The organism is Sphingobacterium sp. UBA865, from assembly GCF_002295765.1.
GTDB lineage: Bacteria > Bacteroidota > Bacteroidia > Sphingobacteriales > Sphingobacteriaceae > Sphingobacterium > Sphingobacterium multivorum.
On record NZ_DBGB01000023.1, the window covers coordinates 17,037 to 31,030 of the forward strand.

Sequence of the window (13,994 nt, forward strand, 5' to 3'; positions counted from 1 at the left end):
ATAATGACAAATATTGCAGCATATAGCACAAAAACACTACATTTATAGCATGATATCCAAAGAAGAACGTCACGATTTTATATTAGTTAAAATCAAAAAGGAAAGGAAATTAGTTATGACAGAGTTAGCGGCCGAACTTGGTGTCTCTGAGCATACCGTCCGACGTGATCTTAAAGAACTATCTGACGCTTGCTTGCTCCGCGCTATTCGAGGGGGAGCCACTTTACGGTCAAACTTACCATTCGATATATACGACCGAAATAACCTTGATGTTATGGAGAAACAAGCCATAGCAGAAAAATCGATCACACTATTGAAAGATCATCAAGTCGTCTTTTTTGACGGTGGCACAACAACACAGGCAATTGCTGGCAACATTCCAGATAGCCTAAACCTTACTGTGGTCACACATAGTCTCCCAATAGCCAATATACTTGCAAACCTCCCAAACATCAGCTTGATTTTCGCGGGTGGCGCTTTCTGCAAATCATCTCTTACGATGCAGGGACAGCAAACTATTTCTACCTTTGAAGAAATATATGCGGATGTCAGCTTCATAGGTGTATGTAGCCTGGACCCCTATCGTGGACTTACGGCAAGAACTCGCGAAGAAACAGCTATCAAAAGAGTACTATGTAAAAATTCAATGAACATTGTTGCTGCCACAACGAGCAATAAGCTCGATACCCTGGCATCTTTTCTAACATGCCGCGCATCTGATATCAGTTATTTAATTACAGAAAAGGATCCTTCTGATCGCATTTTGCAGCCTTATGTCGAACAAGGTATTACAATTTTATAAGTTTACCATTTATGAACAATCTCAAACAGGAAGCCGCCAAAGCTGCTCTTCAACTTTTAGAACCTGATCAATTCATTGGACTAGGTGTTGGATCAACAATAGCTTATTTCATTGAATTAATTGCCAGTAGGGTCAGTTTTAAATCCAGCCTGAAATTTACATCGCCTTCTTTGGAAACCAAAATACTGCTCCAAGAAAATGGTCTTATTTGTATTGATAACAGTACCATAGCAACGCTGGATTATTATTTTGACAGCTGTGATCAGGTGGACATTCATTTAAATGCGTTCAAAAGTGGCGGCGGCGTACATACAGGTGAAAAGATTATGGCGAATATGGCAAAGCAATTTATTCTCTTGGTCGATGGCGCAAAGATGGTCGATAAACTGACCACAAAATATCCGCTATGTGTTGAAATTATTCCCGACGCCTGGCTATCGGTACTTAAAGAACTAAAATCAAGCTATTCTTCAGCGATATCAAACATTGTATTACGAAAATCTGAACAAAAATCGGGGCCTCTACTATCTGAGAGAGGTAATTTCCTGGCAGACATTTATTTTTCTAAACTGCCTGATATTTTTGATTTGAATAAACAAATCAAACTCATTACAGGCGTTGTAGAACATTCACTTTTTTATCAACTGTGTTCGGTATGTCTTCGAGCAACAGAAGATGGCGTAACACATCACTTTGCAAACCGCATTGTAGAATCGAACACGGACAAAAAAAGCACGCAATAGCATTAAATTTTATATTGAAGTCCAACAAGTAGCAAAACTGCGCTAAAATATTTTAAATCAACATGAAACACACTCAAATTAACACAGGAATACTAAGTTTTGGCATGTCAGGACGTGTTTTTCACGCGCCATTTATACATACCAATCCACATTTCAATCTCAGCGCTGTTGTAGAACGGTCGAAAAAAAACGCACATGAATTTTATCCGGCAATAAAAAGCTACGATAATATAACTGAATTACTAGCGGATGAAAGCATCGAACTGGTCATTGTGAACACACCAAACTATACCCATTTCCAATATGCAAAAGACGCCCTAGAGGCAGGAAAACACGTTTTGATAGAAAAACCTGCCGTTGATGATTCTACACAATTCGATACGCTTCTTGCCATCAGCAAAAAACAAGGAAAAGACTTATTTTTCTATCAAAACAGACGATATGATAGTCACTTTTTAGACATTAAAAAAGTGATCGAAAGTGGAGAATTAGGAAAGCTGATTGAAGTGCATTTCAGATTTGATCGCTATAAAATGGAATTGGGACAAAAATACTTTAAGGAAGATACGCAGTATATTTCCAATGGTATCACTTATGACCTAGGTCCGCACCTTATTGATCAGGCAATCTCACTTTTTGGAAAACCGGTTAAATTTACCAAGACAACATCCATCAACAGACCCGATTCTAAAGTTGCAGATTATTTTCACTATCATCTTTATTATCCAGCTGGACTGAACGTGTATTTAACAGGCAGTTTACTTGTCGCCTCTCCGCAGCCCGCCTTTGTCTTAAATGGTACAAAAGGGAGTTTTATCAAGAATATGACGGATGTGCAAGAACAGCAATTGCTAGATGGTATGTTGCCCGACGATCCATCTTATGGCCTTGAGCCAGCCGGCCTCGAGGGAAAACTTGTTACGATAGACGTATCAAATCAAAAACATGAGTCTTTAGTAACGCCACATACAGGAGATTACAATCAGCTGTTTGAAGCCATTTATGAAAGCTTAAGAAATAATATCGATTACCCTATTAAAGCGGATCAGATTAAATGGCAGATTCAATTGCTTGAAGCTGAAAACACCTAAGTTTTTAAACAATCAAATGGCAGCACGGTTCAAGAAAAATAATAGGTGCTGCCATTTTTAATTTGATTCCCAAAGGCATTCGTTCGGTTCAATATGGATCATCACATGACCAAGATCAGGAATATGCGCAACCAAGTGGTCTTTGAGTTTATGCGCCAGCTCATGCCCTTCTCTTACCGTAATTTCACTATCGACAATAGCGTGCAGATCGACGTGATATTTAGCCCCCGATTTGCGGACAAAACATTTTTCCGTGGCTTTTATCCCATCTACTTTTAATGCTTCTTGCCGGATATTGTCAATGACCTCATTGTATACATTTTCATCCATGATCTCGCCAAGCGCCGGTCTGAAAATATGGTAACAGTTATAAAGTATAAATCCAGCGGCAAATAATGCCGCGTAGTCATCCGCATTTTCATATCCCTTTCCGAGCAACAATGCAATAGATATCCCAATGAAAGCTGCAACTGACGTTATCGCATCGCTTCGATGATGCCAAGCGTCTGCACGAAGTGAAGAACTATTAGTTTCTTTACTTTTCTTCATAACGATCCTATAAGAAATCTCTTTCCACACAATGATCCCACCCAGAACAAATAAGGTCCAAGGCTTTGGCAGGTCATGTGGCGTTCCTATATTCTCAATACTTTCATAAGCGATTATGGTTGCAGAAACAATAAGAAAACCAACGACAATAAATGTAATGAGTGGTTCTACCCGACCATGGCCATAAGGGTGATTGTCGTCGGCAGGTCGTTGCGCATATTTTAAACCGAGGAGCACTAGAAATGAAGAGAAAATATCTGCCGTTGACTCAATTGCATCCGCTATCAGCGCATAAGAGTTTCCAAAGAAACCAGCTAACCATTTTAATAATGCCAGTGATGCATTACCTACAATACTAAAATAAGTCGTTCTGACTGCAGTCTGCTCTTGAAGTTCGGACATAGCTATAAATTAACTTGACACCGCGAAAATAATGTTTTTCTTTTCAAATTCTATTCTCCAGCTATATAAAATAGTGATCACAACCTAGGAGCTTTAGCTACCGCTCGCGATATCCTCCAATGCTTTTTTTATCTCAGGGGCCCCATAGTCACGGCTTCCTTCCAGACGCTCTACGATCTTACCCGCTTTATCCAAGATAACCGTTGTTGGTATGGACTGTCCTAAGAATTCTGCAGGAATTTCACCCGCTGCTATGTAAAGTGGTAGATCATACTTGTTTTCGGCCATGAATGCTGAAGACTTTTCTATGTCGCCATCAACATCTACCATGAGAAAAACGATATCTTTATTATCTTTAAGCGATTGCCTAAGCTGGTCAATAGAAGGTAGTTCATGAATACATGGGGGACACCAGGTCGCCCAGAAATTAATAAACACGACCTTACCTTTTAAAGCACTTAATTGAAGAACCTTACCCTCTTTATCCTTAAAAGATAACTCCTGCGTTGTGGTTGCAGTGTCAGCAATAGCTTCAGCAGGTCCCTCTACCTTTTCGGCCTTGGCCTCATTTTTAGTGCCTGTGTTTCCACAGCCAAAAAATAAACTGGTCGATAAAGCCGCAAGACCAAAAAAAATAATTCCTTTATTATACCTAATATTCATCGTCTTCTGTTTCATTAAATTATGCTATTTACAAATATATTACTGTCCACCAATCGCGTAGACCTCGCCTATCCAATCCTTTTGGGAGAAATTTCTCAAAACATTAGCTAATTTAACCTTAATTATTCAAGACCACAAGTATTACACACAACTCCACAACATAAACCATTGATCAATAACAAAATAAGCAACAATAAAATTAAAAAATTAACAAGAACTTTTCCGACATTTAAGAGCGTGAACATATCGTTGACCAAAAGACAATTAATTGAATACACCATGAATCTCCCAGCAAATCATTTCAAAAAATGCGTATCAATATGTTTCCTGTTATTCATCACCATCCAGCTTAATTTCGGACAATCCTCCTCAACTAAATTCAACAGGCTATATCAGCTAATAGCATCAAAAGATTTCTTCACTGCCCGCGACCTGTTTAGGGTAAATAAACCTTTCTTAAACGCCAATGAGCAAGTTTTTATTTTGGCAATACTCGATAACGCCTTTGACAAACCCATCGCTTCAAACAAAAAAATAGCACTATTGAGCGCAGCAACAGAAGAATTACCCGACACACTGCGACTAAAATTACGGCGTGTTCAGGAAGATAATTTTGTCAAACTGAAAGATTACGCGGGGGCAAAACAGACAACCCAGAAAATCCTACTCGACTTCGATCCTTTGCTGTCAACAGATACAAGAGCGGATCTCAGAAACAATCTAAAAATCTGGTCAGCACTTGAACATGTGCGGCCACAGCTTATAGAAATCAACGCCGATACCCGTCTTAAAATGACGAAAGATAAAGCCGGGTTGAAGAATCTAACACTAACAGTCAACGGCGATACGGCAAGTTTTATATTTGATACCGGAGCAAACCTATCGACAGTCACAGAGTCCGTGGCCAAACGTCTTCATATGGATCTTATCCGTGCAGATATTGATGTAGACGCCATTACCGGTGTTTCTATCAAAGCCGATTTGGCCGTTTGTAAACAATTAAAACTTGGTAGCATCAACATTTCAAACGCAATATTCCTGGTTTTCCCAGACAGCGCACTTTGTATCCCGCAAATTGGCTATCAGATCAATGGTATAATAGGCTTCCCTGTTATTGAAGCACTGCAAGAAGTACAGCTTACACAGGACGATTTTTTCATTGTACCAAAGAGACCTACAGTTTCATGGAAAGCATCGAATCTTGCAATAGATGGGTTATCACCGCTTATTGCCATTGATGGAAAGCACTATACTTTTGATACAGGAGCTGAAAAAACAATCCTTTATGCACCATTTTACGAAACCTACAAATAACATATCGAAAAACAGGATATACCGACCAAGGTCGCCATGGGAGGCGCAGGCGGTCAAGTTGAATATGACGGATTTGTTATACAACATACATTCCATATTAGCGATAAACCGATCGCTCTTAAAAATATAAGCCTATTAAAATCGAAGATTAAGAATGAAACCGTGTATGGAAATATAGGACAAGATATTATTCGCCAATTTTCTATAATGATACTAAATTTTAAAGATATGTTTATCCAATTTAATTAACAGAAAGCTAAGCTCGGTTTAGTCTCATCACAATACCCCATAAAAAACCCCTAAAGGTTGGAGAAAACTTTTAGGGTGTTTTTATGGGGTTCTATAGATTTATTGAACAATTAGGCGGAGCAGGCCGTCGCATTAAAGCCCTTCTTTTTGATAATTTCAATGATTTCTTCCTCCGAAACGCCTTCAGCTTTTACAGTCAGAATTTTGTCTGCATTTGTGGTGTCAACATTCCATTCATAGATACCGTCTACACTATCCAGATCAGCGCTTACTTTGGACACGCATCCCCCACAAGTAAGGTTTGTTTTAAATTGGAATTCTTTGCTTTCCATGTTATTTAATTTTAATGTTATTAATCTATTTAATTATCTATACAAATATCCCTTTAATTCGATGGGTTGTACTTACAGTTTTTCTATTTTGTTTTGCAATATTTACCGTTTAAGATGAGGTCTAGACCTCAACCATAGTTAGCTATTTTTTCCAGCGAAGTCGCAAGCTATTACTGACAACACTTACACTACTCAATGCCATTGCAGCTCCAGCTATAATCGGGTTTAAAAGGAAACCATTGAATGGATACAGAATACCTGCAGCGAGGGGAATCCCAATTAAATTATAAATAAACGCCCAGAACAAATTTTGTTTAATCGTCGCGACCGTTTGTTTCGAAAGTCGAATGGCCTGCGGTATCTTCGTCAAATCAGATGAAATAATTGTCATTTTTGCTACATCCATTGCAATATCACTTCCCTTCCCCATTGCAATACTGACATCGGCCGTTGCTAAGGCTGTACTGTCATTAATACCGTCCCCAACCATAGCGACCACCTGCCCTCTTTGCTGCAATTCTTTAACAAAATCAGCTTTGTGCTCTGGCAATACTTCCGCTTTGTAATGCTGAAGACCTGTTTCCGCGGCAATGGCCCTAGCCGTAGCCTCGTTGTCACCAGTCAGCATATATAGCTCAATGCCCATGGCCTGCATCTCCTTGATGGCACGTACAGAAGTTTCCTTAATCCGGTCCGCAATGGCTATTACCGCTAACGCAGTATGACTGTTGGCAAACCATATCACTGTTTTGGATTGATTTTCCCACTGGGTGCCATGTTCCATCAAATCCGTCGGAATTGTAATCCCATTCTCATCCAACAACCTGCGATTACCTACAGAGTACGTTTCGATTCCATCACTGCCTTTAACACCTTTCCCAGTAATACTTTCGATAAAGGATACTGGAGTAGCTTTTACATCTTTAAAATACCCGACTACAGCTTCTGCCAATGGATGCTCTGACTGTTTCTCCAGGCTCAACAAGATACCTTTCAAACTATCCTCATCATTTTTCCAATAAAGGTCAGTGACCACAGGCTTTCCTTCCGTAATGGTGCCGGTTTTATCCAAAACAACTGTATTTACCTTTTTGGCCAGCTCCAGACTTTTCGCATCTTTAATTAAAATACCCTGCTCAGCTCCCTTACCCACTCCAACCATGATTGCTGTGGGAGTTGCTAAACCTAGTGCGCAAGGACAAGCAATAACCAAAACCGTTACTGCCGCCATTAAACCCTGTACCAGATGGTTTTCTCCACCTAAAGTAAACCACAGTAGAAAAGTTAAAATAGCAATACCAATGACAATAGGAACGAATACAGCAGCAATTCGATCGACCAGTTTTTGCACAGGGGCCTTGCTTCCTTGTGCATCCTGTACCATTTTAATGATTTGGGCAAGCATTGTTTCCCGGCCAACTTTTGTAGCTTTGAACTGAAAACTGCCCTTCTGGTTGATCGTCCCTGCAAATACCTGCTCATTGCCCATTTTTAAAACAGGGACCGGCTCTCCGCTTAACATACTTTCGTCAACATAGGAATTTCCGCTGATAACAACCCCATCAACGGCGATCTTCTCCCCTGGTTTCACCAGAATAATATCGCCAGTATTAACGGCTTCTATAGCGACCTGACGCTCTGTTCCATCCGATTGAATGACCATCACCGTCTTAGGCTGCAGGCCCATTAGCTTTTTAATGGCGGATGAGGTGTTGCCTTTAGCCTTCTCTTCCAGTAGCTTACCCAATAAAATAAAAGCAATGACGACTGAGGCGGCCTCAAAATACACATGTGCATGCAAGCCACGCTGATGCCAAAATTCAGCAAAGAGCATATTAAACACACTAAAGATGTAGGCTATTCCCGTGCTTAACGCAACAAGCGTATCCATATTGGCCGAACGATGTTTTGCCTGTTTCCACGCGTTGACAAAAAAGTCCTTGCCCAGCCAAAGAACTACTGGCGTGGAAAACAGCCACATAATAGGATTTGCGTACGGCATATCCATAAAGAACATACCTATCACGACCACGGGAAGCGAAAGTATTACTGCCCATCGAGTTTTGATTTTAAGCTTACGGAATTTCTCGGCGTGAATAGCCTCCAACGTTTTCTGCTGAGTAGATTCATCTTCGATTAATAAATCATAGCCACCAGCCTGAACCGCTTTCTGGATTTTTAAATGATCCGTAATATTAGGCAAATACTCCACCGTAAGTTTTCCTGTTGCAAAATTTACAGACGCATTGACAACCCCTTGTTCATATTTCGCCATACTTTCAGCGCTAATGGCGCAGGAGGCACAAGTCATCCCAAGAACTGGAAATGTTTTGGTTAATGTAGAAACACCATAACCAAGATCTTTGATCGTTTTTACACTGCTAACGACGGCTTCACTATCCTTCGGTACGATAGCAGCTCTGTGGTTATTCAATTCCACCCGATAGCTCGCTAGGCCTTTAACTTGGGCTAGTCCTTTTTCGACAATTGATGCACAATGTTCGCTTTCAACATCTTCTAAAGGTAGATAAACCGTATCCTTATAAATATCTGTCGCCATAACTTATTGTTTAATTTTACACAACAAATTTGGCCACAAATAAGATTAAAGTCATTACACAATTAAGGAATTGATTTGTAAAATTTACTCGATAATAAAATACGAAAGATCAAGCTCAATGGAAAAATCATATGGAGAACTCTTCTTTAGCTTTCAATTTTCTCAACAAAACCATAGATAATGTAATCACCCCGTTCTTCGAGTTTAATCTTTTCCATTCCACTCCAGCCGGATGCACTGGTATCTTCATCGATAAAATTTTGAATTCTGTCAAATGCGACACCGATCTTTGTTTTCCCATCTCCATAGATTTGATATCTCGCAGAGGTCTGCCAGATTACTTTTTTTCTAAATAACCGTAAACCTTCTCTTTTCAAAAAACCATACATTTCATTAGATAAATTCATATTCTCATTTGTTTTACGCGCCCACACTACTCACCTATTTTTTTGGTAGATGCTTTTTTGGTTTAAGGAATTACCTCAAGCCCTCTCGTTGGTTTATCTATTTAAGCTACATGGCTTTAATGGCTAAAGAAATGGTTTTTTGATGCTAAAATAGACGAATCTAAGATAACGAACCAGATGGAATACTACAATGAAGCTACTGCTGTTTCATCGTACTCAAATGCTATTTCGTCGAATTTTCCAGAAACACACAATAGCACTTCTTTCAATGTCCATGATGATCTGGCAGGCTCTGCAAACAAAGTCTACTACATCGCGAACATAAATAGCAACAGACACTATTTTTTTCGTCGAATAGATTCTTTAGTTCGTCTGATTCATTTTCAATTCTGTCGATATTTTTCGTTGTTCTTTTCCATAGCGAGCACATTTGTTTACAATTTAAACGTATAACTATGGAAAACATTGAAAATTTTTTAGCAGAGGATTTTGTACTGGATGTACAAACTGTCTGCGCGGTAGAACCGATCTCATTTTTTGATTTTGATGATATGGAACTGGTAACTATTAAGACAGTTACATCTTCAAAAGTAATATAAAAGAGGATAACGCTGTGAAGGCGTTCTGGTAGGCGCCTTTACAGCAATCGTCTTCATTGCCTAATAAATAAAAAAAGAATCAAGTATATGACTTCACCCAAGCTTAAATGTATTCTCATTGAGGATGAACCCCTGGCGACAAAAAAAATAGTTGAATACATTCACATGTTTCCAGATCTTCAATTGATTAAGATGGTTGAAGACATTGAAAATCCAGCATTATTTAGCCATGATCTAAAATCTGCAGACATCCTATTCCTCGATCTCATTGTTAGCGGCGGTAATATTAATACACTAGCCGAATTGATCGCTGATATTCCAATCCTGATCATCACCTCCGCCGTGTCACGTTGGCAATATCCAGAATTTATCAAAAACAGGAAGCATTTTGCGCTGCAAAAACCAATTTCGCCCCAGATGTTTCAGTCTTGTATAAAACAAGTCATGCAATACTAGTCCAACTAATTCATGTCATTATTCCACTTATCCGATTATTTTCTTCTGCGCACGCCGCTACTTCCAGCTGCATCTGCCGTTGATCTTTTAACGATAACTGAGCGACATGAAATAGAAGAGAAACTTCGTCATTTGTTTCAAAATGAGCAATTAAAAGAAGCCTTATTTCTGGCAAGCCCGGCCTTCTCGGCGGAAGTTCAAAAATGGCTTGAATACAAGAAAGAAAGCAGCTCAAAAATGATCGCTTCACTACTCAAATATGCGATTAGGATGAGCACCAGAAGTACGCCTTTCGGTTTATTCGCAGGGGTATCTTTTGGGAACATTGCCGTCTCCGAAAAAAAGGTATCGTTAATCAGGTCAAATGCAAATCAAGCTGTTTTAAAACTGGATACCACCATTTTGACAAAAATTATTGAACAAATATCAAAAGACAAAAGAATTTACAGTCAACTCTATTATCGTCTCAATCCCACCTTATACTTAGATGGTAAATATTACAAATATTATCAAAAAGTGACAAATGGGAAGAAAGGACAGCATATCCTGAAACGTATAAGGCTTACTCCAGTTTTGGATCGAGTCATCCAATACTTTGAACACAATAAGAAAACTAGTCATTATCAATCATTAATCGATCTGCTGCAAGGTCTTGGAGCATCGATAACGCATGCGGCCCTATTCGTCAATAACCTCATCAGCCTTGGAATCATATCCTCTGAATTACAGCCCAATGTCATTGGCCGAGGTTATCTGGACAGCCTGATAACGACGCTTGAAAGAGTGGATAAGGAGGGAAATTATTTAAATCCTTTATTAACGATAAGAAAATGGCTTCATAGTTCTCAATCTGTCATTGAGATCCGAACCGCCATCCTTAAATTATTGCAGCCTTTGGCTCCAGACCTCGATATGACCAATTCGTTACAGGGGGACCTTCTCATAGGGATGGACGAAAACAATTTATCAGATACCGCATTAGATCACATAAGAGATCAATTTCAGGATTTACTACCACTTTGCAACCAGGCTAAGTTAACAGATTTTGATCGGTTTAGAGCTGCGTTCTCTGTTAAATATGAAGATAGAATGGTTCCGCTAACGACAGCTCTAGACCCCGATATTGGGATTGGTTACGGACGTCAAGAAGGTGTTTACAATATAACGGATGAAATACTCGGGGAAGTTAACAACATCACCCCGGCGGGCGAAAAAAAATATGGCGACCACCATTATCAAGATCTGGTCATTGAAAAATTTGTAGAAAGTGTAAAAAATCAATTCACCGAAATTCAGCTGACCAGCAAAGATCTAGATCATATCGCTAAACAACGTAAACAAACTGTCAATACGATCCCTTCTTCATGCTATGCCATCGGCAATCTCCTTAGAAGTTCATGTCAGGAAAACTTATTCTTCAATCTGGTTACCATTGGTGGTTCGTCATCAGGAAACTTAATTTCCAGATTTGCACATCTGGATGAAAAATTGAATAACAAGTTGAAGGAATCTGCCGACACAGAGCAACAGCAGTTTCCAAATGCCATACTTGCCGAGATTTGTCATTACCCAGACAATAATGCTGGAAATATCATTTATAGACCTGCGCTGCGAAAAGCAACAATTTGTCTAAGCCCGACAATCGATAAAGAACAAGAGCAAATTGATGTTAATGACTTATACCTGTTAATCAAAGACCAGCGCCTAATCTTGTGGTCCAGGAAATTCAATAAAATGGTTATACCCCGTTTAACTACCGCCCACAATTTTGAACAGGGTATGAATATATATAAGTTTCTCGCAGATTTTCAGTTCCAAAATAATAGGTTGGATCTTTCCTGGAATTGGGGGATTATGAAGGAGCAGCCGAGACTCCCAAGAATAAGCTACAAAAATATTATCTTGTCTAGAGCACAATGGCGAATTCAAAAAATAGCGAAATACCCCAGTACCCCTCAGGCTTTCATAAAAAATATACAAGCGGAGCTAGCAATTCCTGCAATGGTCATCATCAGCAGTGGCGATAATGAATTGTTGATAAATTTAGACAATCCTTTTTGCATAGAAATCGTATTGGATCATATGTGCAAAAGAGAGATCATATTAACCGAATATATCCTGAATGACTATTCATCAGTAGCCTGCGATAAAGATGGACATATTTTTGCCAACGAAATCATTATTCCAATAGAATCACAGCAGGAGACTTTCACAAATGAATCAGCCCCTCAAGAAAGTAACCTAAAAAGATGCTTCCCCTTGGGCAGTGAATGGCTTTACGCCAAGATCTATTGTGGTTTACATGTTGCAGACACCTTGTTAAAGGAAATTTTCCCCCTAATCGTAGCGACACTTAATCAACAAGATGTCCTAAAAAAATGGTTTTTTATACGCTACAACGATCCATCGCCCCCCATTCGATTTAGAGTTGAGCTTTCAGATCCAAGCCAGTATTATTTCGTTATATCCACGCTTAATACCCTATTGGAACAGTTTATTAAAGATGGATAGATATCAACGCTATCCTTTGACACTTATACACGGGAGATTGAACGATATACACCATTTTGTATGGAACTTAGTGAGGAGCTATTCTATCAACAGAGCGAAACGGTACTGAAGGTTATCCAACAAAGTACTTCAATCAATGATCGATGGCGCCTGGCTTTCGAAAATATTGAGTCGCTATTAGAAGCTGCAAAATTTACACTGATCGAGAAAAGAGATTTCTGCCTACAGATGAATACCCTTTATCAGCAAGAATTTGATAATAATAAAAACCTTTGGATTCATCTCAACAATAAGTTTAAAGAGAAAAAAGACTGGTTCGAAAAACCTTTAGACAACCCTGAAGAATCGAAAAAGAAACTAAATGCACTTCAATACAGCATATTTAACACCTTACGGAGTCATACCGATCAAGATGAATTCAAGTCAGCCCGAACATCGTTACTATCAAGCTACATTCATATGTTCATTAACCGATTGTTCATGTCCGATCAACGCTTACATGAACTTGCTGTTTACCATTTTATGGTTGGCTATTATAAAATGCAAATTGGGAAACAGAAAAAACGTATAACCTATGAACCCGATAAATTATATAAGTCCCATCTTCGCGAAGAGCTGATTACGATATTGTAAACCAATACCAAGTTCTGTCCCATTTTTCAGAATGACTTTACTTGCCTCAACACCCTTGATCTGTTTGATATTGACAATATAGGATCGATGCATACGAGCAAACATATCCCAAGGCAGTTCTGCTTCCATATCTTTCATGGTCGACAGCAAAGTCTGCATACCTTCTAACGTATAAATTTGAATGTAATCCCCCCAGGCTTTTAGATAGAAAATATCTGCAGGATCTATAAAAATAGTTTTGTTCCGATCCTTTATCTTAATCGCTTTTCTTTCACTCTGTGCCCCTCTTCGAGAAAACAAGATTGCCTTTTGAACTTTTTCAATTGCCTTGATCAATCGCTCTTCCGTCAGGAGTGGCTTTAAGATATAATCGATTACTTCCAATTCAAACCCATCAACAGCATACTCATAATGCCCAGTTATAAAAACAACAAATGGTGGATGAGCAAGTCCTTTGAGAAAGGTAATTCCATCCATTTCAGGCATATCTATATCTGACAAAATGAGATCTACCTCCTGCTGCCTTAAAACGTCAATTGCTTGCAATGGGTTTTCAAATACACCCAATATTTCGATCAGGCCTAATTTGGAAACTAATTTCTCCAGGCGACCTCTCGCAATAGGCTCATCTTCAATAAGGATAGTTTTAATTCTATTCATAAGTACTTCGCAACCCGCTGCTT

12 protein-coding genes and 1 pseudogene are annotated in these 13,994 nt (G+C 39.1%); 7 read left to right on the plus strand and 6 right to left on the minus strand.

Annotated features, from left to right (window positions below):
- Positions 1-49: 49 nt before the first annotated feature.
- The 3 genes from B2O97_RS13340 to B2O97_RS13350 all read left to right on the plus strand — a co-directional run bounded on the left by B2O97_RS13340 (position 50) and on the right by B2O97_RS13350 (position 2,636).
- Positions 50-802 (plus strand): DeoR/GlpR family DNA-binding transcription regulator, encoded by a 753-nt coding sequence (locus B2O97_RS13340; RefSeq protein WP_286767534.1) that lies wholly within the window; start codon positions 50-52, stop codon positions 800-802.
- Between the two features lie 11 nt (positions 803-813).
- Positions 814-1,545, plus strand: coding sequence for a ribose 5-phosphate isomerase A (gene rpiA / locus B2O97_RS13345; RefSeq protein WP_070564256.1), 732 nt, complete (start codon positions 814-816; stop codon positions 1,543-1,545).
- Between the two features lie 62 nt (positions 1,546-1,607).
- A complete protein-coding gene (locus B2O97_RS13350) occupies positions 1,608-2,636 on the plus strand; it encodes a Gfo/Idh/MocA family oxidoreductase (RefSeq protein ID WP_286767535.1) in 1,029 nt (342 codons plus the stop codon).
- 57 nt (positions 2,637-2,693) lie between these two features.
- On the opposite strand, the gene B2O97_RS13355 is transcribed toward B2O97_RS13350, so the two are convergent.
- Both B2O97_RS13355 and B2O97_RS13360 read right to left on the minus strand, forming a co-directional pair.
- A complete protein-coding gene (locus B2O97_RS13355) occupies positions 2,694-3,587 on the minus strand; it encodes a cation diffusion facilitator family transporter (RefSeq protein WP_070564262.1) in 894 nt (297 codons plus the stop codon).
- A 93-nt stretch (positions 3,588-3,680) separates the two neighbouring features.
- Positions 3,681-4,250, minus strand: coding sequence for a TlpA family protein disulfide reductase (locus B2O97_RS13360; protein WP_139144947.1), 570 nt, complete (start codon positions 4,248-4,250; stop codon positions 3,681-3,683).
- A gap of 279 nt (positions 4,251-4,529) precedes the next feature.
- Here B2O97_RS13360 and B2O97_RS13365 point away from each other — a divergent pair, with 279 nt between their 5' ends.
- The gene (locus B2O97_RS13365) at positions 4,530-5,564 is read left to right on the plus strand and encodes a retropepsin-like aspartic protease (RefSeq protein ID WP_286767536.1); all 1,035 of its coding nucleotides are present in this window, start codon (positions 4,530-4,532) and stop codon (positions 5,562-5,564) included.
- Between the two features lie 359 nt (positions 5,565-5,923).
- Here B2O97_RS13365 and B2O97_RS13370 read toward each other — a convergent pair whose 3' ends face one another.
- From B2O97_RS13370 to B2O97_RS13380, 3 genes are all read right to left on the minus strand, one after another.
- Positions 5,924-6,145: a cation transporter gene (locus tag B2O97_RS13370; RefSeq protein ID WP_070564271.1), complete on the minus strand. Its 222-nt coding sequence runs from the start codon at positions 6,143-6,145 to the stop codon at positions 5,924-5,926.
- Between the two features lie 142 nt (positions 6,146-6,287).
- Positions 6,288-8,705 (minus strand): heavy metal translocating P-type ATPase, encoded by a 2,418-nt coding sequence (locus tag B2O97_RS13375; RefSeq protein ID WP_286767537.1) that lies wholly within the window; start codon positions 8,703-8,705, stop codon positions 6,288-6,290.
- A gap of 146 nt (positions 8,706-8,851) precedes the next feature.
- On the minus strand, positions 8,852-9,112 hold the full coding sequence (locus B2O97_RS13380; RefSeq protein WP_286767538.1) for a hypothetical protein: 261 nt from the start codon (positions 9,110-9,112) through the stop codon (positions 8,852-8,854).
- Positions 9,113-9,567: 455 nt separating this feature from the next.
- Here B2O97_RS13380 and B2O97_RS13385 point away from each other — a divergent pair, with 455 nt between their 5' ends.
- The 3 genes and pseudogenes from B2O97_RS13385 to B2O97_RS13395 all read left to right on the plus strand — a co-directional run bounded on the left by B2O97_RS13385 (position 9,568) and on the right by B2O97_RS13395 (position 13,311).
- Positions 9,568-9,711 (plus strand): hypothetical protein, encoded by a 144-nt coding sequence (locus B2O97_RS13385; RefSeq protein WP_159332940.1) that lies wholly within the window; start codon positions 9,568-9,570, stop codon positions 9,709-9,711.
- A gap of 87 nt (positions 9,712-9,798) precedes the next feature.
- On the plus strand, positions 9,799-10,167 hold the full coding sequence (locus B2O97_RS13390; protein ID WP_070564280.1) for a hypothetical protein: 369 nt from the start codon (positions 9,799-9,801) through the stop codon (positions 10,165-10,167).
- Positions 10,168-10,179: 12 nt separating this feature from the next.
- Positions 10,180-13,311 (plus strand): annotated as a pseudogene (locus tag B2O97_RS13395) (lantibiotic dehydratase).
- On the opposite strand, the gene B2O97_RS13400 reads toward B2O97_RS13395, so the two are convergent.
- Positions 13,267-13,971, minus strand: a complete 705-nt coding sequence (locus B2O97_RS13400) for a LytR/AlgR family response regulator transcription factor (protein WP_286751854.1) — start codon at positions 13,969-13,971, stop codon at positions 13,267-13,269. The pseudogene B2O97_RS13395 and the gene B2O97_RS13400 sit on opposite strands and share 45 nt — an antisense overlap.
- Between the last annotated feature and the right edge of the window lie 23 nt (positions 13,972-13,994).